The sequence below is a fragment of the Umezakia ovalisporum Ak1311 genome, from assembly GCF_029891685.1.
Classification (GTDB): domain Bacteria; phylum Cyanobacteriota; class Cyanobacteriia; order Cyanobacteriales; family Nostocaceae; genus Umezakia; species Umezakia ovalisporum.
This window is the reverse complement of record NZ_JANQDJ010000086.1, coordinates 114910-137840: the sequence shown is the minus strand read 5'-3', so window position 1 is coordinate 137840 and position 22931 is coordinate 114910. Positions and strand designations below refer to the sequence as shown.

14 protein-coding genes and 1 pseudogene are annotated in these 22931 nt (G+C 41.6%); all 15 read left to right on the top strand.

Going from position 1 to position 22931, the window contains the following annotated elements; all coding sequences use genetic code 11:
* Positions 1–1293 precede the first annotated feature (1293 nt).
* The gene (locus NWP25_RS17415; protein WP_280652615.1) at positions 1294–1422 is read left to right on the top strand and encodes a hypothetical protein; all 129 of its coding nucleotides are present in this window, start codon (positions 1294–1296) and stop codon (positions 1420–1422) included.
* A gap of 615 nt (positions 1423–2037) precedes the next feature.
* Entirely contained in the window at positions 2038–2727 is a 690-nt protein-coding gene (locus tag NWP25_RS17410; RefSeq protein WP_280657287.1) for an acyltransferase, read from the top strand.
* A 245-nt stretch (positions 2728–2972) separates the two neighbouring features.
* A complete protein-coding gene (locus tag NWP25_RS17405) occupies positions 2973–3089 on the top strand; it encodes a photosystem II reaction center protein I (protein WP_280652617.1) in 117 nt (38 codons plus the stop codon).
* Between the two features lie 163 nt (positions 3090–3252).
* Positions 3253–5742, top strand: a complete 2490-nt coding sequence (locus NWP25_RS17400) for a DUF3769 domain-containing protein (RefSeq protein ID WP_280699869.1) — start codon at positions 3253–3255, stop codon at positions 5740–5742.
* 408 nt (positions 5743–6150) lie between these two features.
* Positions 6151–6522, top strand: a pseudogene (locus tag NWP25_RS17395) (ribonucleoside-triphosphate reductase, adenosylcobalamin-dependent); the annotation flags it as partial.
* A 644-nt stretch (positions 6523–7166) separates the two neighbouring features.
* Positions 7167–8951: a reverse transcriptase domain-containing protein gene (locus tag NWP25_RS17390; protein WP_280699868.1), complete on the top strand. Its 1785-nt coding sequence runs from the start codon at positions 7167–7169 to the stop codon at positions 8949–8951.
* 18 nt (positions 8952–8969) lie between these two features.
* Entirely contained in the window at positions 8970–10886 is a 1917-nt protein-coding gene (gene nrdJ, locus NWP25_RS17385; RefSeq protein WP_280652713.1) for a ribonucleoside-triphosphate reductase, adenosylcobalamin-dependent, read from the top strand.
* A 135-nt stretch (positions 10887–11021) separates the two neighbouring features.
* Positions 11022–11240 carry a hypothetical protein gene (locus tag NWP25_RS17380; RefSeq protein WP_280652620.1) on the top strand — a complete coding sequence of 73 codons (219 nt, stop codon included), beginning with the start codon at positions 11022–11024 and terminating at the stop codon, positions 11238–11240.
* Positions 11241–11657: 417 nt separating this feature from the next.
* Positions 11658–11945 (top strand): RNA recognition motif domain-containing protein, encoded by a 288-nt coding sequence (locus NWP25_RS17375; RefSeq protein ID WP_280652621.1) that lies wholly within the window; start codon positions 11658–11660, stop codon positions 11943–11945.
* A 529-nt stretch (positions 11946–12474) separates the two neighbouring features.
* A complete protein-coding gene (gene fbp, locus NWP25_RS17370; RefSeq protein ID WP_280652622.1) occupies positions 12475–13524 on the top strand; it encodes a class 1 fructose-bisphosphatase in 1050 nt (349 codons plus the stop codon).
* Between the two features lie 478 nt (positions 13525–14002).
* Positions 14003–15148, top strand: a complete 1146-nt coding sequence (gene tal, locus NWP25_RS17365; RefSeq protein ID WP_280652623.1) for a transaldolase — start codon at positions 14003–14005, stop codon at positions 15146–15148.
* Positions 15149–15252: 104 nt separating this feature from the next.
* Complete coding sequence (zwf, locus tag NWP25_RS17360) at positions 15253–16782, top strand: glucose-6-phosphate dehydrogenase (protein WP_280652624.1); 1530 nt, start codon at positions 15253–15255, stop codon at positions 16780–16782.
* A gap of 47 nt (positions 16783–16829) precedes the next feature.
* On the top strand, positions 16830–18191 hold the full coding sequence (opcA, locus tag NWP25_RS17355) for a glucose-6-phosphate dehydrogenase assembly protein OpcA (protein WP_280652625.1): 1362 nt from the start codon (positions 16830–16832) through the stop codon (positions 18189–18191).
* A gap of 331 nt (positions 18192–18522) precedes the next feature.
* Positions 18523–19905, top strand: a complete 1383-nt coding sequence (locus NWP25_RS17350; RefSeq protein WP_280652626.1) for a cobyrinate a,c-diamide synthase — start codon at positions 18523–18525, stop codon at positions 19903–19905.
* 237 nt (positions 19906–20142) lie between these two features.
* A complete protein-coding gene (locus NWP25_RS17345; protein WP_280699867.1) occupies positions 20143–22914 on the top strand; it encodes an HAD-IC family P-type ATPase in 2772 nt (923 codons plus the stop codon).
* Positions 22915–22931 lie beyond the last annotated feature (17 nt).

Sequence of the window (22931 nt, the reverse complement as noted above, 5' to 3'; positions counted from 1 at the left end):
GCTGAAAAAATAAAAATTACATAAATAAGTATCAATTACATCTATATTTACGAATATTACCAGATATACTTGCCTTTAAAGATTGCTTAGACATAAATTTTCCAATTTCTACCTCCTTGTCTTCGTTGTCTAAAGTGATTGGGTGCTTTCCTCAATTGTAAATTCCTTAAGGCTCTATTTCTAAACACACATAATCCCTTAATTTACCACTTAGAATGAGGGCCTATGTAGGATTAAAGTCATGATTATGACCGTAAATAAGGCTGGTGTTAACTATTTTTAGGTATAGTTAAACTTAGTGCTGCTGCAAAAGCAATCTCGGCTGCTATTTAATAACCAGGTTTAATATTAGATAGATTCTCTAGGCTATGGGGAGATAAACCACCTTTATGAGTAGTTAACTCTTGTTTAACATTACCAGCTACCACAGCTAAATATTCTCAATCATAACTTTTTTGCAGTAGCAATTCTAGTTAGTTATGGGGTGAAATACTCAAAGAGCTTTGAACAATTTCATTAACTAAAGCCATGATTTGAACCAAGTGTGTAACTTATATTTTGTTACGTAGAATAATCTCCGATTTTAAAACAAATTTTTTATATAAACTGCGGAACTTATTACTCCCTGCCATATCCCCATGGGGTAATTTATAAATTTCGGATTTTAGGTATTAGCTAGGAATAAGTTTCTAGCCATTTTAAGATTGCTTTGGCTTGAGGGAAATAACGTACTTGATGTTTCATATTAATTGACATAACATATTGATAGAAATGTATCTAGACTATGAAAGTAACTATTGGTTCTGCTGATCCATATAACTTTCCAAAGTTTGAGGCAATTAGTTTAATTAATTTAGATGTTAGACGCTATCGTTACTTGGTTGCATAGCCAATAAAATTCCGTACCTAAAAGCAAACTTAATACATTAGTTGTATTTAGGGTAAAATAACTAACTAGAGTTATAATTTATTTCTTTTGACTCAAAGGTAATATTTTTTTATTAAGGATTTTGCTTCTACAGTACTTATAGTAGATTTGATGATTTTCAATGTTTCAAGCTCTAAATAAGTATTTATTTTTATAGGTACAAAAATAAATATTAACCATTTTTACGCAAGTAATAATGGTTTTTAAATTCCCAGTTCACTTGAATTGGTCAAAATGCATAAAACTTCTTTATTAAGAGTGCTTCTATCAAAAAAATGTGTTAATCTTAAGAAGATATATCACAACAAATAATTGATGTAATCAGATTTGTGATTTTGTTCGCCTGTAACTCATCGGTGTGCAACATGATTAGCGCAGCATACTCTAAAAATTCGTCCCAAGAAAGTCGTCATAGCAATCGTGGAAGCGCTTATTTGTTTGCACCAATGGTGAATTTTAATGTAATGGCTGACGTTGGTGATACTCCACCCTAAGCTTGATTGACTTTTATAACAACACTAATAAAAATTCAACACAAATTACATATGGATGTATGGGAAAATTATCTGCAAAAATTGAGATATACCAGCAAACCAGTAAAAATGTAATTGTTTTGAAATAACCTTGTTAAATTTGATATTTCACAGAAATTCTGTGGAAGGCGAATAACTACATAAAAGTAGTATATTTGTTAAAATTCGCCAAAAAATTAAAATTGGTATATCTGAAAACAACGGATTATCTAATTTAATGCTCTGATGTTTAACACTGTAAAGCAACGAGTATTACATCTAGTAATGACGTTAGAAAATAGCAAAATTTTTTCTTGATTCTGATACAGAATACCTAGGAACAATATGTGCAGATAAATTGAGTAATGTTACCCATCTCAATTAAAATTTTCACAATAAAGTTAGCAGATTCCCAAATTGGCTAGCTAAGAAATTAGTTATCTATTTCCATAGGAATCAACAAACCTTTGGTCAATATTTTGTATAGATGAAATTAAATTCAAATCTTTATGAATATCAGTATAAGTGTCACTACCACAAGTCAAGATACTTTGTCTATAAGCCTTCACAATCACTGAAATTCACAAAAATTTAACCATGAATAACAAAGAATATCTATCCAAATTGCAACGATTACAAGAATTATTAATCACTACTTTTTTGGGAGATATTCCCACAATTGCTTTTGGACCAAAACTGCGAAACATATTATATGGTAGGATTTTTGCCCAGATGGGTAAACCAGTTTATATTCAAAACGGAGTGGAATTTCTGGGAACCTCTGGCATTGAAATTGGTAATGGGGTATATATTTTTAAAGGTGTACGCATAGATGCCCACGGAGACCAAAATAATAAAATTTATTTAGGCAATGGAGTAGCGCTGGAACGTTACGTTGATATTGGTTGTTTAGACAACACTTATATATCCATTGATGATGAAACTTTTATCGCTCCTCATGTCTGTATTGCTGGTCCAGGAAACATCAAAATTGGTAAGCACTGTATGATAGCATCCCACTCAGGAATATATGCCAATAGCCACAAATTTGCAGACCCAACACAACCGATCAAATACCAAGGAGTAACTCGTAAGGGAATCGTGATTGAAGACGACTGCTGGCTGGGCCATGGGGTAACAGTGTTAGATGGCGTTACTATCGGTAAGGGCAGTGTTATTGGCGCGGGAACAGTTGTCAATAAAGATATTCCCCCCTACTCTGTGGCCGTAGGTGTGCCTGTACGAGTAATTAAAAGCCGAATCACCAAGGATTTGGTGACATCCTAGTACGGCCAAACTAAAATAGCAGCAAAAATAGCAACATCCAGAAAATAGCTACTTTGTCACCACAACTGGAAACTTCCGTCGTGAGTAAACGTCCGCAAACTAAGCAGTTCAAAATAGCCGAGGAGCATCGACTTTGAGTTATCTCAAAAAGGTACGAGATTCGGTAATATAAAGTAACTATCTTTCCTGCACAGCAGATACTGAGAGAGAGATACTTTTTTCTCACACCCTTTGGAGATATTTGTATGGTGACTTTAAAAATCGCTGTTTATATTGTTGTTGCCTTCTTCGTGGCTATTTTCGTCTTCGGATTTTTGTCCAATGATCCAGCTCGTAACCCCGGACGTCGGGATTCAGAGTAGGATTTGCACAAATTATCTACAACTGCCGACAGACGGAAAACACCAAACTTCCTTCTCTTGGCAGCTTGCTATATTTAGGCAAACAGCAAAAGTCGGAAGGCCCAAGGTGTAATTTAACCTTCCGGCTATCAATTAGCTACTTTTTAGCTTCATTTGCCTAGATATGCTTCATTTAGTTTCGCCACCTGCACCACTTGCTATTCTGCAACCAGTAACATCAGCAAATTCAATTCCCCATGCTAGTGATACTCAGTTTTCCTCAGTTCTAACCAATCAGACTGATTCCCACAAACAAAAAGAGGAATCTTGCCCACTAAAGCAAATCCCAGAAATCTCAAATGTGAGAGAACTTAAAAATACCTTTGGTTCTTCAACTCCTATCAATGTCACTAGGGATAATTTATCTGTCAAAACTCTAGCTACACAGAATACACCAGAAACTTCTCCGCCAGAATTTTCTTCCTTCACGGCTTCTCAGAGTGCTGCAAATTTGGGTCAACCCCAAACAGTTGGTTATTACCAACAACAGTTGCACCCACCCAACACTACAGCCAAAATGCAAGTTGTAGCAGGAAAAACAACTGCACAAGAGCAGGAAAGTAATCTTCCTTTACAGCAATTTCCCGATAGCATCAATATCTCTGTTGATGAACCCGATCATATACCCAGTTCTCAACCTATACAAAATGTCCTAAAGTTCAAGTCTCGTCATTCGAGCAACGAAATCTCAACTCCCTCAACTATAGAATTCCAATCACCAACCCCCCAAGATCAACAGCCAACGCCTACCCCGCCAACGAAACAAAACACTGTAGAAGTTATCTCCGATAGGCAAGAATATGATCAACAAAGACGCATCATAACTGCGGAAGGTAACGTGGTGGTGCGATTTAATGGATCCGTAATAGATGCTGATCGCCTGCAAGTAAATTTAGAAAATTTGATTGCCGTGGGATCAGGTAACGTGGCCTTAACACGAGGAGATCAAGTTTTGCGTGGAGAAGGCTTTAGCTACAATTTTATCCAAGATCAAGGCAAAATCGAAAACGCCAGTGGCGAAATCTTCATCCCCTCCGCCCAAACAGATTTGGCTTTTTCACCCACTCATATCATGCCCGGAAGCATTGAGCGTCCCATGAGCGATGGCGTCAGAAGAAATCAGCCTCTTTCTGGTGTCACTAGCCCAGGGGGTATTGACTTTACATTCGGTGGTGGTATGGATGCCAGGAACATCCCCTCCCCACAAGCGGGAGGTGAAGTTAGGCGACTGCGGTTTGAAGCTAAACGCATTGAGTTTTACCCGAGAGGGTGGAAAGGACAGGATGTGCGAATTACTAACGACCCTTTTTCACCCCCAGAATTAGAGTTACGGGCATCTGAAGTTACTTCCATGCGGGAATCACCTTTAGTGGAAACCATCAGCACACGGGGACAGCGTTTAGTCTTTGACCAAAAAGTTTCCTTACCAATTCCTGTAGATAGACAGACCATTGACCGTTTTCAACGTGATGCTTCACCATTTTATGTTTCCCCCGGATTTGATGGGGATAAACGTGGTGGTTTGTATGTAGAACGGGGCTTCACACTAGTCGATACCCAACAAAGACGTTTAAGGATCACACCCCAATTATTTGTGCAAAAAGCCTTACAAGAAGGCACAGATGATTTAGCTTCTTTATTTGGCGTCACAACCAGTTTCAATGCCCGATTAAGCCCACAGGCAATAGTTCAAAGTTATACTGAATTAACCAGTTTTGACTTAAACAAAGTAGACGAAAATTTGCGGGCTAGTTTGCGAATGCGCCAGACATTGGGCGATACAAATCCTCACATCTTAAATCTAGAATATAGTTATCGCGATCGCCTGTATAACGGTACTCTGGGCTTTCAAACTGTCCAGACTAGTATTGGTGGTTTAATTAGCTCTCCTGTCATTCCTTTGGGTAATACTGGTGTTAATCTCAACTATCAGGTAGGTGCACAATATATCAACGCTAACACCGACCGCCCAGAGTTACTAGAACCAGACCGAACAAATAATCGAATTTCTCTCGGTCGCTTACAAGGTAGTGCTAGCCTTAGTAAGAGCTTTTTACTCTGGCAGGGTAAACCATTACCACCTACCCCTACTCAAGGACTAAAATATACAGCCAACCCTGTAGTTCCTTACTTACAGACAATTGCCAGTCTTACAGGTACCAGCAGTTATTACACTAATGGCGAAAACCAAAGTACCCTCACTGGTACAGTTAGCTTAATGGGACAACTCGGTAACTTCTCTCGTCCCTATTTGGACTATACCGCCTTCAATGTCACTTACTCTCAGGGATTAAATAGAGGATTGTCACCTTTTTTGTTTGACCGCTCAGTTGATAACAAAGTGCTGAGCGCTGGAATCTCACAGCAAATTTATGGGCCATTTCGTTTAGGATTTCAAACCGCAGTTAACTTGGACACTGGTAAAGAAACTAGCACCGATTATATTCTGGAATATAGCCGCCGTACTTATGGAATAACTTTACGTTATAACCCAGTATTACAATTAGGCGGTTTCAGCATCCGGATTAGCGACTTTAATTGGACTGGTGGTACAAATCCATTCTCTGGTAGCGAAGTTAGGCCTGTTGTGGGCGGTGTCCGACAAAATAATTAAGCAGCAAAATTACTGTACTCTCCTAGCCAAGAAATAACTAATTCTCTAGCAATCTAGTCACATTCGTAATACAGTGGCTTCGTCTTACTCCACTCACTTAGATAAATTAATCAACTCATAACAGTATATTTGACTGTATTTACCCTAGTTTGAGTATTTCTACATCGGCGAAACGACAAAATTATGCTTTTTTATCTATCAGAAAACCCCAGAGAATGACATGGTTTTATACAAACTGATTTTAACATACTATAACTACTGTTTTTTGATTAAAGGTAAATTATACATGATAAATTTAACCGTAATTAGTACCCCAGCGATAGCGCAAAGTGGTAAATTTTGCAATCTTTCATCCAAAATCTAGTTAGCGTATAGTCATAATCTGTTCGCAAGCAACAAGATTTGATTATGGTTCGAGAGCTAGAAAGAAAACGTCAGAGTGCTCAGTTTCCAGAAACTGCCCCAGCTGCTAATCCTGTATTTTTTAGAACCTACAGCCGTCGTACAAAGACAGGACTGAGGGAAACATGGGATGAAGTGTGCGATCGCACTCTCCAAGGCATCATTGAACTGGGAAAGCTGAACCCAGTAGAAATTGCTATTTTGGAGAATATGCAACGAAACCTCAAAGCTTTACCCAGCGGACGCTGGCTATGGGTGGGTGGTACAGACTGGATCACCAAACCCAAAAACTTTTCCGGGGCTTATAATTGCACCTCCACCAACCTACAGGACTGGAAAGCCTTTGGGTTGATGATGGATTTAGCCATGATGGGTTGTGTGCGACTCGTTGGCTAGAAACCTAACCACATAAAGGGTTAGGAGGATTAGCCGCAAGGTAAATAACCTTGACAACTTGATGGTCATGTTGGTGACATCAAACTATCTTGTGTGAGTACAAATAAACTATAGAAATTTCCAATCATAAATTTGAAAAGCATAAGAAAAATAGATGAAGTCCAACCCCCTGAGTGCAAGGGTGAAAGCACTTTCCCCACGGTAGCGACTAGCCATCAATCCGTGAAGCGGGAATGAACGGTGGTAAGAAGCTAGTCCAGGCTTCAACTCCAACCAGCAGGAGAATACGGTTAGCAAAAGCGAACCTACGATTGAATCATCGTCAACATATAAAACAGCCTAGTGGACTAGCAGGCTGTGCCAAAAGGCAAGGGTAGAGTGACCAGAATACAACCGTCTGGCCTGCACCACTCATAACCCCGGTGAACAGTAGGAACCTAAACTCTCAATCAATGACTATCAGGAACGAAGTAACCACATAGATTCTCTCAGGTGGGTCGATACCTGAGTAGGTGCTAACCGGATGAACTATTTGGCGAGATTGAGTCAGAAGCTAAAGCCTGCGGTAATGCGTAGGATATGCTGACGGACTCACGGAAAACAGATATATGTAGGTATAAATAGCAATGAAGACGACTAAAACGAGTTTTAAGACTACGGTGGTATGGAACAATATCAACTGGAACAAAATCCAGAGGATGGTGTTGAAGTTGCAAAAGCGCATACATAAAGCTGCTCAACGTGGGGATGTCAAAGCAATGCGAAGACTCCAGAAAACCTTGATGAAATCCTGGTATGCCAAGCTACTAGCAACGCGCACAATCACCCAAAACAACAAAGGTAAGAACACGGTAGAGGTAGACAAAGTAAAATCTCTTGGCTATGCTCAACGCCTAGAACTAGCTAAAAATCTAGGAACTAACCGTATAATCTGGATTCCCAAACCAGGGACACACGAAAAACAACCTCTGGGAATAGCCCCATTGGCAAACAGAGCAAATCAGGCTTTAGCTAAACTAGCTCTTGAACCAGAATGGGAAGCCAAATTCGAGCCAAATAGTTATGGGTTTAGACCGGGACGAGCAGCACATGATGCCATCAAAGCCATTTACTTAGCAATACAGTGTCAAGCTAAGTATGTCCTAAATGCCGACATCTCCAAGTGTTTTGACAACATTGAACATCAAAAAGTATTGAGCAAATTAAACACATACCCATCCATGCGGCGCTTAATCCGTAAATGGTTAAGATCTGGCTTAATGGACAAAGGCGATATCTTCCCCACAGAAACGGGAATGCCACAACAAGGAGTTATTTCACCACTGCTGGCAAATATCGCCCTTCACGGGATGGAAGAGGTCATTAAGGAATACGCCAACGCCCCACCTACTCCTAGGAATTATGGGAGAAAACAAAACCACAATACCCTCAGTTTGATTCGCTACGCAGGTGGCTTTGTGATTATTCACAAAGATGTCAATGTTGTGTTAAGGGCAAAAGCTATCATTGCAGGTTTCTTGAAAGACATTGGCTTGGAACTCAAACCAAGCAGAACCAGAATCTGTCACACCTTAGAAGAATATGAAGGGGAAAAACCTGGATTTGACTTCTTGGGTTTTAATATTCGCCAGTTCCCGGTCAATGATGGGATGAGCGCAAGGTCAACAAGAGGAAAAATCCTTGGTTTCCAAACAATCATCCAACCAAGCAAAAAAGCAGTACAAAGCCACTACAAAGTTATATCCGATGTGATCGACTCCCACAAGGCAGCACCACAAAAGGCACTGATCCAAAAACTCAATCCCATCATAGAAAAATGGGCTAATTACTACTCATCTGCTAGCTCAACACAAGCTTTTAAAGACATAAGTCGCATGATTTATGTCAAGTTGAGATCATGGGCAAGATACAGACACCCCAATCAAGGAACTAAGTGGGTACTAGAGAAATATTGGACAACCCTAGGAGGAGATAACTGGGTCTTTGGCTACATTAACCCAGACACCAATGAAAGATATATTCTTTCAAAGCACACTTGGACACAAATTTTTCATCACATCAAGGTTAAAGACGAGACCTCACTCTATCATGGTGAGTTCGTATACTGGGGAGCAAGAACTGGTCAGAGTAAGGAGATTTCCTCTTTACCGATAAAAAACCTTTACGGGCACAAGGGTAAATCTGCTGGTTGCGGTCTAACGTTGACAACAGCAAACCAAGCAACAATTAGCTTAAACAGGACAAAGTTCGCTCATCTACAAACATTGCATAGACATTGCCATAAAAAAATAGCCACAGCTGGTAGTCTGAGTAGTTCCCGTGACAAGGGTATGTTTTCTGAGGAGCCGGATGAGATGAAAGTCTCATGTCCGGTTCTGGAGACGAGTATCACTCGTGAGAGTGTTGCTTAGTTTAATGGTACTGGAGCCATCATAGAACCACAATACATTAATCAATTACCTAGTGTTCGTAATCGCCTAAATGTGACTATAAAGGGAAAAATCGGTACTACACCTCAAGAACTACGTCGTGAATACACTCACACCCACATTGAAGGTAACAGCGTCACTATTTACGTAGGAGATAGCCGTGAAGGTTGGGTAGAATCCTATAAAACTCTGTTGGAACTCTCTACAGATGAACGATTCTCCACAGAAGTGGAAGTAGTTGTTGATCTCAGCGATGTTCGTCAATCCGGGGAAACTCTCAAAGGCTTTGGAGGTGTCGCTAATCCTGTGAAACTACCAGTACTTTATCAACGTTGTGCCTCCATTCTCAATGAAGCTACCGGCCGACAATTAAATTCAGTGGAGTGCTGTTTATTAATTGATGAAGCGGCCGTAACAATTGTTGCAGGCAATATTAGAAGAAGTGCCGGGATGCGTCAATTCCAAGCTGAGGATAAATTGGGATCCACCGCCAAAGATAATCTCTGGCAACAGGATGAAAATGGCAACTGGCGCATTGATCCAGAACGGGATGCTTTACGGATGGCTAACCATACCAGAGTATTTCACCGCAAGCCCACATTAGAAGAATGTGTAGAAGCTGTTCGCAAACAATATTACAGCGGCGAAGGTGCTATTCAATGGGCTGGTGAAGCCGTTGCTAGAGCTAATTGTGATCTAGTAAATACACCAGAACTAAAAAAAGAGTTTTTGCAAGCATATGAGCAAGGAAAAGCCCAAGAATGGATACAAAAACTCGACCCAAATATTAATGCTCAAGAAATAGAGCATCGTTTGGCTAGATACGGTCTCAATCCCTGTGGTGAAATCATAGGTAGCAACTTCCACTGTAATTTGTCAGAGATTCACTTAAACCAAATTGATCCACATAACTATAAAGAACAAGAAGAGGCCTTCACCGCCGGCGCGTTATCTGTAGCTGCACTGTTAAATCATAAATTTTTAGAACCCCGCTACCAACAAAGCCGGGAATTAGATCCCATTGTTGGGGTTTCCTTCACAGGTTTATTTGATTTCTTTGTTCATGCTTTTGGTGTAGATTGGCTGAGTTGGTGGGCAGAAGGAAGACCCGCAACTCCCCAAGGATTAGCCTTTAAGGAGCAGGAAAAGAAATATTTAACCTTCTGGAAAGATACTGTACATCGAGTTGTGTGGGATTATTGCGATCGCCATCATCTCAAACGTCCTAACCGCTGTACCACAGTCCAACCCAGTGGCACTAAATCGTTATTAACAGGTGCTAGTTCAGGCTGGCATCCCCCCAAGGCGCAAAGATTTATTCGCCGCATCACTTTCGGCAAAAATGACCCAGTGGCTCTGGCCTGCATTGACTACGGTTACAGTGTCATCCCCTCCCAATCGGACAAAGACGAACAGGGTAATTTATTAAACGATCCTTTCGATCCCCGCGTTAGTGAATGGCTAGTAGAAATACCTGTTGCAGTATCTTGGGCTGATTTACCAGGAGCCGATGAAATTGATGTCTCTCAATTTTCGGTCTCCGCTCAATTTGATTTCGTCCTCCAGGTTCAGCGTTGGTATGTCACTCACAACACATCAGCAACACTGGAGTTGCGCTCTGAAGAAATTGAAACCCTCGCACAGGGGATTTATGATAGTATCCAAAACGATCAGGGTTATATTTCAGCAGCATTGTTAGCCCGATTTGACGATTTGCAATCGTTCCCCCGACTACCATTTGAGCCAATCGACAAACTCACATATCAGCGTTTAAATCTAGAAGTGAAAACGCGACGCAAAACAGATGATTTTTGTGCAGCTTTAAGCCGCTATGATTCTGGTGAGTTAACAGAAGCTGGACCTAGTGGTTGTGACTCTGATAAGTGTATGTTTCCCGACCAAGCACCAATGTCGTAAAGTCTAAATACATCAGGGAGAGGAAGAAGTGAATTTTACTCAGTTCTTTCTCCCTATTTTTTTATACAGGCCCGATTCGTCCCGTTTTTAAGTTTCCAAGTTAGGATCAATTAAAACAATAGGAGACTCTAAAAAATGTTTATTGATGAATTGTCACCAATATTTCAACAATTAACCAAGCACCCAGTTTCATTTATGGGGGGATTTTTCTCTGGTTTACTACGACTCAACCTCAAGGATGACCCCGTAAAAAGCTGGCTAGATCAACATATTAGCTCCACCGAGCATGCTACCTCAAGCAATGAAGCACATAATGGCAAAGCTAAAAAGCCTCAGCAAATTGCCATTGATTAAAATTGCAGCGAATTCGGAAACTGACTAACCCAGGATTTAGGGTTAACAAAACTCTTGTAGGGTGGGTGTTTTGCCTGCCCTAACAGTATGTTTATTTAAGGAAAAATAAAACTTAAAATAGCTTCATCATACCACAAAAACATTGACAATAGAAAACATATAAGAACTTTTAATTTTATATTATTTGACTTTGTTAAATGTCATACTTTGAAAAATGTCACAATCGGTTATTATGTGAGCGTATGCCTAAGTTCAGCCCCTTGGCATCTTTAGTTGAAGCAAAAGCCAGCATGATGATCGCTGTCCTACAACATTCGCCATCGGTGAGTCAGAGCGGACTATGCAGTATTTGCAGTTTGTTTACATCTGTTTCCCCAGCTGAACTAATCGCTTTCTGTTGAAAATTACTTGACCCACATGACTATTTACGTTGGAAACCTCTCTTACCGCGCTACTGAAGAAGACTTAAAAAATGTATTTGCAGACTATGGCGAAGTCAAAAGAGTAGTTCTACCTACTGACCGCGAAACAGGACGAGTGCGTGGCTTTGCATTTGTTGAAATGAATGAAGATGCCCAAGAAGACGCGGCTATTACTGAGTTAGATGGCGCAGAATGGATGGGCCGTCAACTCAGAGTTAATAAGGCTAAACCCAGGGAAGATAATCGGCGAGGAGGGGGTTGGAGTAAAAAACAAGATTTTTAATAAACGAGATTTTCTATCGTACCAGATTGTTTTCTAGTTAGGCAAAATTAGTTTGCGTAAATTAACTAGAAAAAATAAGTCCGCGCCCGGCTGGTCTTGAATAGTCAGCAAATTTCCCAGCTAGCCGGGCATTTCTATCAGAAAACTGTCAACGTACTGAAGCCAGATTATCTGCAACTTGATGTACTGTCTCAATGCTTACATCTAAATTTTGAGTAGTTAAAAAAATACTGAAAACACCAAATTACTTACTAGTGATGGTTCTACTTGTCATAGCTATACTACATTAGTATTATCTAAGCGAAAATCTAGTCAAAATTCATCAACCATGCCTACAAAGGTGATGGAAAAATCTCTGCAAATCCTCCCGCCCTGGTAATTATTGGAAAAGCCACCCCGGAATTTCAATTCTTTAGTTTATCTAAAATCATATTTAAGTTATTAAAATACCTTTCTAAGATAGAGGCAGCAACCAAAAATTGCCACTGATACAACTCACCCATATGCAAAATGCTAGGGAGTAACAAAAATGACTCAAGCCTCAGGATCTCTAGATTTATCCGTGAATGATGCCACGAAGAAAAGCTTAGATCGTGACTGTACAACCTTATCACGTCACGTACTCCAGCAAATGCACAGTTTTGGAGGAGAAGCACAGGATTTAAGTGCGCTGATGAATCGCATCGCATTAGCAGGCAAACTAATAGCCCGCCGCCTCAGCCGCGCTGGTTTAATGGAAGGTGTTTTAGGATTTTCAGGAGACATCAACGTGCAAGGAGAATCCGTAAAAAACATGGATATCTACGCCAACGATGTATTTATCTCAGTGTTTAAGCAAAGCGGTTTAGTCTGTCGCCTAGCTTCCGAAGAAATGGAAGAACCCTACTACATCCCAGAAAACTGCCCCAGTGGTCGCTATACCTTACTATATGACCCAATTGATGGCTCATCCAACACCGATACTAATCTCAGCCTAGGCTCCATCTTCTCAATTCGTAAACAAAAAGGAGACAATCAAGACCAAAAAGCATCTGACCTCTTAACCAACGGACGCGAGCAAATTGCCGCAGGATATATACTCTACGGGCCCAGCGCAATGCTGGTTTATACCATAGGTAATGGCGTTCATTCATTTACCCTTGACCCCAGTTTAGGCGAATTTATCCTCTCAGAAGAAAATATCCGTATTCCCAAACGCGGTTCGGTTTATAGTGTTAACGAAGGGAACTTTTGGCAGTGGGAAGAATCCATGCGGGAGTATATCCGCTACGTCCACCGCACCGAAGGTTATACAGCTCGTTATAGCGGTGCAATGGTCAGTGACATCCATCGAATTCTAATTCAAGGCGGCGTATTTCTGTATCCCGGCACAATTCAGAAACCAGAAGGTAAACTGCGCTTGCTTTATGAATCTGCTCCCTTAGCCTTTGTCATTGAACAAGCAGGTGGTCGCGCCACCACTGGTCTAGTAGATATATTGGAAGTAGTACCCAAGAAACTACATCAACGCACACCCTTAATCATTGGTAGTAAAGAAGACGTAGCAAAAGTGGAATCTTTTATTCAAAACGGACACTAAAGAACCCACAGAAAACTCAAAAATCAAAAATCTTCAAACAGCATACCCTATAATAAATGCGCCTTTAATTGACTACAAAAGGTAGTGACATCTACCCCCATTCCAACGATTGCAACGAAGTGATACCAGTAATTAAAAGTTAATTATAGCTATGTTATTCGAGAACATCTGGAATCCAAGAAGCACTTAAGTACCATCTTAACTTTAACCATTTATTGAGACAGCAAAGCCTTATCAGTAAAGGCTTATGCCGACTTTGCACCTCCACTTGGCGTGACGAGAAATAGCCCTAGTGATAAATTAAAAATTACCTCAGCTGGTCGATGTAATAAGTGATTGGCAACGCCACAATTCAAAAGAAAGCATGAACGTTTCGTCTGTTTTATGTTCCTTCACTTAGCCAATTAGAGAACAGTGAACAGGGAGTAGGGAGTACTGTGAATAGTGACAAATGATTAACAGGAGTAAAACTAGAGCCATGACAACCAATCATTTACTCGAAATTCAACAATATGGTCAAAGCATCTGGATGGATAATTTAAACCGTGGAATTATTCAATCAGGTGAACTGAAAAACCTAGTAGAAAATCAGAGCATTTCTGGAATTACCTCCAATCCAGCTATCTTTGAAAAAGCGATCGCTAACAATGCGATGTATGATGACGATATCCAAGCAGGAATTCGCACTGGATTACCCACATACAAAATTTACGAATCCCTGGTTTTTGCAGATATTCGCAACGCCTGTGATATCCTGCGTCCCATATATGAATCATCCCATGGACTTGATGGTTACGTTAGCATAGAAGTACCACCCACCATTGCCCATAATACTGAAGCATCAGTAGCTGAAGCTAGGCGGTATTTCCAAGAAATTGGGCGGGAAAACTTAATGGTGAAAATTCCAGGTACAGCAGCTGGCTTACCCGCAGTCAAACAAGCCATATCTGAAGGAATCAACATAAATATCACGCTATTGTTTTCAGTAGATAGCTATAATAAAGCCGCAGAAGCTTATATAAGTGGCTTAGAAAAACGATCAGCACAAGGCCAGGACATAAGTAAAATAGCATCCGTCGCCAGCTTCTTTCTCAGTCGCATCGATACAAATGTTGACACCAAAATAGAAGCCAAATTGAAGCGCGGTGTTGATGATATTGCCCACGAAGCAAAACTCCAAGCCGTCAGAGGTAAAGTAGCCATCGCCAACGCCAAGATTGCCTACCAGGAATACAAAAAAATTGTTCACAGCCAGAGATGGCAAGCCTTAGCAGCAAAAGGAGCGAAAGTACAACGGTTACTTTGGGCTAGTACCAGTACCAAAGACCCAAAATACACCGACGTGATGTATGTTGACGAATTAATCGGCCCCGACACCGTTAACACCTTAACACCAGAAACAATAGCCGCTTGTGCCCATCATTGCAACGTGGCGAGTCGCCTAGAAACAGGCATTGATCAAGCTTATCAACTCATCGAAAGCCTCAAAGACCCAGACATTGATATTAATCTTAATATTGTCATGGAAGAATTGTTAGTTGAAGGCATTGATAAATTCATCAAGCCCTACCAGTCCTTGATGAACTCTTTAGAAAACAAAGTCAAGTTATTGTCACCAGTATAGGACTTCTCCTGGAAAGACACCAACGCCAACAACACACAACTCTTTTAGATGTAATTCCCAAGCGTTTCATCAACACACCACTCAACACCCCACTGAAAACACATATGGTTAGTTTGCTAGAAAACCCCTTGCGAGTTGGCCTCCAACAGCAGGGGATGCCCGAACCCCAAATTATAGTTATCTTTGGCGCTTCTGGCGACCTTACCTGGCGTAAATTAGTGCCAGCACTGTACAAATTGCGGCGAGAAGGGCGCATACCTCCAGAAACAACAATTGTTGGCGTAGCACGTCGAGAGTGGAGCCACGAGTATTTCCGCGAGCAAATGCAAAAAGGCATGGAAGAAGCTCATGCTAATGTTCCTTTAAGTGAACTCTGGCAAGACTTTTGTCAAGGTTTGTTCTACTGTCCTGGAGACATAGACAAACCAGAAAGCTACCGAAAACTGAAAACCTTCTTAAGGGAATTAGACGAGCAACGCGGTACACGGGGAAACCGGATGTTCTACCTCTCGGTAGCTCCTAACTTCTTTCCTGAAGCAATCAGACAACTGGGGGGAGCAGGAATGCTAGACGACCCCTACAAACATCGTCTTGTAATTGAAAAACCCTTTGGTCGTGACTTGGCATCAGCTCAAAGTCTTAACCAAATAGTGCAAAAATATTGCAAAGAAAATCAAGTCTACCGCATTGACCACTACCTAGGCAAAGAAACAGTTCAAAATTTGCTAGTATTCCGCTTTGCCAATGCGATTTTTGAGCCATTGTGGAATCGTCAATTTGTTGACCACGTGCAAATTACTGTAGCAGAAACCGTGGGCGTGGAAGACCGGGCTGGCTACTATGAAAAAGCCGGCGCACTGAGGGATATGTTACAAAATCACCTCATGCAACTTTACTGCTTGACAGCAATGGAAGCACCTAACTCAATGGATGCCGATAGCATCCGTACAGAAAAAGTTAAAGTACTTCAAGCTACCCGTTTAGCTGATATTCCCAACCTGTCACGTTCAGCAGTGCGCGGTCAATACAGCGCTGGTTGGATGAAAGGTCAACAAGTGCCAGGCTATCACCAAGAAGCCGGAGTTGACCCCCATTCCATCACGCCCACCTATGTAGCTATGAAGTTTGTAGTTGACAACTGGCGCTGGCAGGGTGTTCCTTTTTACCTCCGTACAGGTAAGCGGATGCCGAAAAAAGTCAGTGAGATTTCCATTCACTTTCGCGATGTTCCCTCTCGGATGTTTCAATCTGCTGCGCAACAGAGAAATGCCAACATTTTGGCAATGCGGATTCAGCCAAATGAAGGAATTTCTTTGCGCTTTGATGTGAAAATGCCAGGGGCAGAATTCCGCACCCGTTCTGTTGATATGGACTTCAGTTATGGTTCCTTTGGCATTCAAGCAACTTCCGATGCCTATGATCGCCTGTTTCTCGATTGTATGATGGGTGATCAAACATTATTTACACGGGCTGACGAAGTTGAAGCAGCTTGGCAAGTAGTCACCCCAGCTCTTTCCGTTTGGGACGCACCCACAGATCCAGCTTCCATTCCTCGGTATGAAGCAGGTACTTGGGAACCGGCAGAAGCGGAACTGTTAATTAACCAAGATGGTCGTCGCTGGCGCAGACTGTAAAAGAGTGGACTTCTGACCAATGACCAATGAACAATGACTAAACTACTATGATTTCCCAAGCTCCTACAATCTTTTCACTTCAAGCTCCAAAGGATATTTCCCTCAACGAAATAGAATCGGAACTGAATCAAATTTGGCAAAGTTACGGTATCACAGGTGAGGAAGGTGGACTTCCCGCTGCTACCAGAGCCACAACATTTACTTTAGTGGTTTACGAACCAGAAGAAACTCAGTATCTGTTGGCTGGTTTAGGCTTTTATAAGGGCCCCATTGATGGCATTCTCGGACCACAAATGGCCGCTGCGCTACGACAAGTACAAGTTAAATATGGCTTACCAGAAACTGGTACAGCTACACCAGAAACACTTGCTGTTTTGCGCGAAGAATTTGCAAAGCGTCAAGGCAATATGGCAACAGGAGACAGTGTTGCTTATAACTTCAGTCCCACAAATCCCACAATTGCAGATGAAATTGCCCTGCGTAATCCTTGTCGGATTATTGCCTTGTTTCCCATCGCTGGCGAAGATGAAGGCGTAAAAGCCCAAGTTTCTGCCTATTGCCCAATTCAAAAGCAATCTTCAAGTACACTCATTTGTTGTGAATACATTACTTTGAGTGGAACCGCAGCTGCTTTGGAACGGGTGGGAGGTATGATTCCTGCACTGTTAATTGGTGGCTTACCAAAGTTCCTGTGGTGGAAAGCCACACCAGACCCTAATAACAATCTATTCAAGCGACTGGCGGCAGTTTGCAATAATGTGATTGTTGACTCGTGCAACTTTAACGAGCCAGAAAATGATTTACTTAGTCTCCAAGATTTGGTACAAAATGGCATCCCCCTTGCTGATTTGAACTGGCGACGGTTATCAGCATGGCAGGAATTGACGGCTCAAGCTTACGACTCACCCCATCGTCGCGCTGCTCTCAAAGAAGTTGACCGTGTGAACATTGACTATGAAAAAGGTAATCCCGCCCAAGCTTTGCTATTCTTGGGTTGGCTGGCCAGTCGATTACAATGGTCGCCAGTTTCCTATAAAAAGGAAATCGGTGATTATGAAATCACTCAAATAAGCTTTGTTTCTCAAGACCAACGACAAGTGGAAGCTGAGTTAGCCGGGGTCCCCGTAGCCGACGTGGGTGAAGTTCTGGGTGATTTGATTGCCTTACGCCTGAGTTCTACAAATCCCCAAGCAAACTGTGGTACGATAATATGCTCAGAAACCGGCGGTTGTATGCGAATGGAAACACACGGCGGCGCTCAAGCTGCTGGTCTGTTTCAACAGCTGGGTTCACTTTCAGAGCAAAAAGCTGAAGTTTTGCTGAGTCAGCAAGTGCAACGTTGGGGTCGGGAGTTACTTTTTGAAGAAAGTCTAGAATTTATAGCGCAGACTCTCAAGTTACGTAATTAACCGCGCCAATTTTAGATTAAGGGATTTTTCCTTTGCACACAACTTACCTAGAATTCACACTCCCCACGCCTTTAGGTGTGGGGATTCTTCATTTTTCCGTAAGACATATTTCTAAAGGAAGAAGGAACAGGGAATGGGGAGCAGGCAACAGTTAACAGTCAACAGGGATGCTCAGGTCATCCCTTTTTTGTTTGTAAGTAGATAAATCTTATTAAAAATAAGATCACAAAAATATAAATCCTCCACCTGTTTTTTTAAGTCGAACTACTTCATTGACTATGAGCAATGTGATAATTAACAATGCTGCCCAATTACCAATTATCTCAATTCTATGGCTTTAGTCATTGCCGGAGAACGTAGTGGGGTGGGCAAAACAACAGTTACGCTCACCCTTTTAGCATCTTTACGCCGTCGTGGTGTAGCAACACAATCTTTTAAAGTCGGCCCAGATTATATTGACCCTATGTTTCACTCATACGTAACTGGCCGTCCTTGTCGGAATTTAGATCCCGTACTGACTTCTGAAGCTTACGTTCAAAAATGTTTCGCTCATCATAGCCAAGCAAGTGAATATTCCCTCGTTGAGGGAGTAATGGGGTTATTCGATGGCGTAAAAGCAATTCACAATCAAAATGAATGTCTAATTAGCACCGATTTTGCTAGTACCGCACACCTTGCACGGCTGTTAAATTTACCTGTGGTGTTAGTAATTGATTGCAGTCGCTTGTCTGGTTCTGTAGCAGCGATCGCTCACGGTTATTGTTCCTTTGATTCTAGAATTAAAATTGCTGGAGTAGTTTTAAATAGGGTGGGAAGCCATCGCCATTTATGCCTACTCCAAGATTCTTTAGCAGCATTGCAATTACCTGTTCTCGGTGTCCTCCGGCGTCAAGATAGTATTACAATCCCCGATCGCCACCTCGGTTTAATACCCACCGCAGAACTCCCAGAATTGGATGCTGTTATTAGTCATCTTGCTGATTTAGGAGACACTTGTTTTGATTGGGAGAAGCTGTTACCACTGTTAGAAAATAAAACCAAAAGTAACAAGGTAGATATATTCAGTAATTATTCTACATATCCAGTCAAAATTGCCGTTGCACGCGATCGCGCTTTTAACTTCTACTATCAAGACAATCTCGACTTACTACAAAACTTAGGTGCAGAGTTAGTATTTTGGAGTCCTTTAGTAGACACTGAACTACCCCAAGGTGTCCAAGGAATGTATTTTGGCGGCGGTTTCCCAGAAATTTTTGCCAAACCACTGGCAGCAAATACTACTATCCTTCATAAAGTGAAAACCGCAATTCTGCAAGGAATGCCCACAATTGCCGAATGTGGCGGTTTAATGTACTTGTGTGAGCAAATTATTGATTTTGAAACTAAATCTTGGCCTATGGTGGGAGTGTTACCCACATCTGCTGTTATGGGTAGAAATTTAACTTTAGGTTATCGTCGCGCAGTTCCTTTGCAAGATAATCTATTAGTATCCGCAGGTACAAACGTTTACGGGCATGAATTTCATCGTTCCTCTTTAACCACTCATCCTCATCAACCCTTATTTACGAGTTATCGTTACGATTGTGACGATAACTTGGGAACTGAAGGATGGGGTTTATCCAAAAATCTTTATGCTTCTTATATTCATTTACACTGGGGAGAAAGTGCAGACATTCCACAGCAATTTCTGAAACTCTGTTCCCAGAGGGAGTAGGGAAAAATCAACGCTGAACAGCCAACAGCAAAGAAAAGGCTATCCCCCAGGGGAGAAGAAAGTCCACTGCGAAAATAATACCATATACAGAAATCTTGCCCTAAGAAGTTGTTGAGGAATTATTAAAATCACATTACTGCCAGTGTGTCAGAATAGCGTGATGCCGTCTTTCCCTTGGCAGCTCCAATTTTTTAACAATTACCAGGCTTTTACAATTTTAGTATTTCAGAAAATTTTATGTCTGCAAGCAAAATGGGAGGCCAACAAGGACTTGAGTATTACGCACTACCAGGACAACAAGCTGCCGAAATCCTCAATAGCGACACAAAAAAAGGCTTAACCACAAGAGAAGTTAACCATCGATTAGAAAAATTTGGCAAGAATCAACTAAAGGGGAAACAAGGAAAACCTGCTTGGTTAAGATTTATATCGCAATTTAATCAAGCTCTCCTCTACATTCTGCTGGTGGCTGGTTTCATTAAAGCCCTGTTGGGTCAATGGACAAATGCAGCAGTAATTTGGGCTGTAACACTAATTAATGCCATCATCGGCTTTGTCCAGGAATCAAAAGCTGAAAGCGCCATCGCCTCCTTAGCTCAATCCGTGACTACAGAAGCTACAATCATCCGTAACGGACAAAAATCACGCATTCCTTCGTCAGAATTAGTACCTGGGGATATAGTGCTGTTTGCTTCTGGTGATAAAGTTCCTGCTGATGTGCGCCTGCTCAATACACGCAACTTACAGGTAGATGAATCAGCTTTAACCGGGGAATCTGTACCCGTGGAAAAATCTCCTACAACTGTAGCACCAGATACTCCCTTAGCAGAACGAGTAAACATGGCTTATGCAGGTAGCTTTGTCACCTTTGGGCAAGGAACAGGTATTGTAGTCTCCACAGCTAATACTACAGAAATTGGCCGCATATCCCAATCCTTGCAACAGCAGACAAACCTAAGCACACCGCTAACTCGCAAATTCCACAAATTTAGTCATCAGTTACTTTACATAATTCTAGGACTGGCAACCATGACTTTTGCCCTAGGCTTAGGGCAAGGACAATCTTGGCCAGCAATGTTTGAAGCCGCTGTAGCTTTAGCAGTGAGTGCAATTCCCGAAGGATTACCAGCGGTAGTAACCATCACAATGGCCATGGGAGTACATCGAATGGCACGCCGTCACGCTATCATTCGCAAGTTACCAGCAGTGGAAACTTTGGGCGGAGCTACAGTTATTTGTTCTGACAAAACCGGCACACTTACAGAAAACCAAATGACAGTGCAGGAAATTTATGCCGGGGGACAGAACTTCCAAGTCACAGGCACAGGTTACAACCCAGAAGGACGAATTTTACTGGCACAAGAAGTTGTAAACCTAGAAACGGGAAGTTTCCCAACCCTCAAAGCTTGTTTACTTGCTGGGCTACTCTGCACTGACTCTTGTTTAGAACAAAAAAATGGTAATTGGGTTGTAGTTGGTGATCCTACTGAAGGTGCTTTAATTGCAGTTGCCCAAAAGGCAGGGTGGAATCATTCTCACATCAAAGAGTTAATTCCCAGAAGAGATGCCATTCCCTTTGAATCTCAGCTTCAGTATATGGCCACACTACATGATAGCCATCAATCCATAGAACAAACTGGTGATAGCTTGGGTGAAGCAACCACAGGAGCCAGAACTATTTACGTCAAAGGCTCTGTAGAAGCAATTACCAGCCGTTGTCAACAAATGCTCAATGCCAAAGGACAACCAGAACCAATCAACCGTGAATTCATAGAACACCAAGTAGAAGCTTTAGCTACACAGGGAATGCGCGTACTGACTTTGGGTAAAAAAATTGTACCAGATCACCAAAATTCAGTAGATCACCAGGATATTGCCACCGGGCTGATTTTCTTAGGATTACAAGGAATGATTGACCCTCCTCGACCAGAAGTAATTGCTGCGGTGCGTACATGTAAAACTGCTGGCATTCAAGTTAAAATGATTACTGGTGACCACATTGCCACAGCTAAAGCGATCGCTGAACGTATTGGTTTAGAAAAAAATGGTCAGGTACAAGCCTTTGAAGGCAAACAACTCAGCAAAATGAACCATGCTGAACTGACACAAGTCGTAGAAAATGGTGTAGTGTTTGCTAGAGTTGCCCCAGAACAAAAATTACAATTAGTCGAAGCATTGCAATCCCAAGGCGAAATTGTCGCCATGACTGGAGATGGTGTTAATGATGCGCCAGCACTGAGACAAGCTGATATTGGTATAGCCATGGGAGGCTCCGGCACAGATGTAGCCAGAGAAGCCTGCGATATGCTACTGACTGACGACAACTTTGCTTCCATTGAAGCTGCAGTAGAGGAAGGGCGGACAGTCTATCAAAACTTGCGAAAAGCCATCGCCTTTATCTTACCTGTTAACGGTGGCGAATCAATGACTATTCTCATTAGTGCCCTAATCGCTGCACCCTTACCAATTTTATCGCTGCAAGTACTGTGGTTAAACATGGTAAACTCTGTAACCATGACTATACCCTTAGCATTTGAACCGAAATCTGACCAGGTAATGAAACCCAAGCCCCGCAACCCACGGGAACCCCTACTTCCAGCCAAACTATTCCAGCGGATTGCCGCAGTTTCCATATTTAACTGGATTCTAATTTTTGGTATTTTTCAATGGGTGTATCAAGATACCAGCAACATTAATCTAGCCCGAACAATGGCAATTCAAGCATTAGTATCTGCACGAATTGTATATTTATTGAGCATCAGCCATTTAGGAAATGCCATAATCCAAAAACTCAGAGGTAAGAAAGCTAAGCTCAGTGATAGCAGATCAATGGCTTTTGGTATACTCTCCACAGTAGTATTACAAATTATCTTCAGCCAATGGACTGTAATGAATACTTTATTTAAAACTGCTCCATTGCATGTCAATCAATGGCTGACTTGTTTAATTCCTGCCTTACCCATGATTCCCCTGGCTTTGTTTGTCAATCGTATTGATCCAGCAGAGTAACTCCTCATTTCTAATTA

Coding starts and splice junctions, on each gene's coding strand:
- NWP25_RS17405 (WP_280652617.1), top strand. CDS start 2,973: ATGGTGACTTTAAAAATCGCTGTTTATATTGTTGTTGCCTTCTTCGTG.
- opcA (WP_280652625.1), top strand. CDS start 16,830: ATGATTTCCCAAGCTCCTACAATCTTTTCACTTCAAGCTCCAAAGGAT.
- NWP25_RS17400 (WP_280699869.1), top strand. CDS start 3,253: ATGCTTCATTTAGTTTCGCCACCTGCACCACTTGCTATTCTGCAACCA.
- NWP25_RS17375 (WP_280652621.1), top strand. CDS start 11,658: ATGACTATTTACGTTGGAAACCTCTCTTACCGCGCTACTGAAGAAGAC.
- NWP25_RS17380 (WP_280652620.1), top strand. CDS start 11,022: ATGTTTATTGATGAATTGTCACCAATATTTCAACAATTAACCAAGCAC.
- NWP25_RS17415 (WP_280652615.1), top strand. CDS start 1,294: ATGATTAGCGCAGCATACTCTAAAAATTCGTCCCAAGAAAGTCGTCAT.
- NWP25_RS17390 (WP_280699868.1), top strand. CDS start 7,167: ATGAAGACGACTAAAACGAGTTTTAAGACTACGGTGGTATGGAACAAT.
- zwf (WP_280652624.1), top strand. CDS start 15,253: ATGGTTAGTTTGCTAGAAAACCCCTTGCGAGTTGGCCTCCAACAGCAG.
- tal (WP_280652623.1), top strand. CDS start 14,003: ATGACAACCAATCATTTACTCGAAATTCAACAATATGGTCAAAGCATC.
- fbp (WP_280652622.1), top strand. CDS start 12,475: ATGACTCAAGCCTCAGGATCTCTAGATTTATCCGTGAATGATGCCACG.
- NWP25_RS17345 (WP_280699867.1), top strand. CDS start 20,143: ATGTCTGCAAGCAAAATGGGAGGCCAACAAGGACTTGAGTATTACGCA.
- NWP25_RS17410 (WP_280657287.1), top strand. CDS start 2,038: ATGAATAACAAAGAATATCTATCCAAATTGCAACGATTACAAGAATTA.
- NWP25_RS17350 (WP_280652626.1), top strand. CDS start 18,523: ATGGCTTTAGTCATTGCCGGAGAACGTAGTGGGGTGGGCAAAACAACA.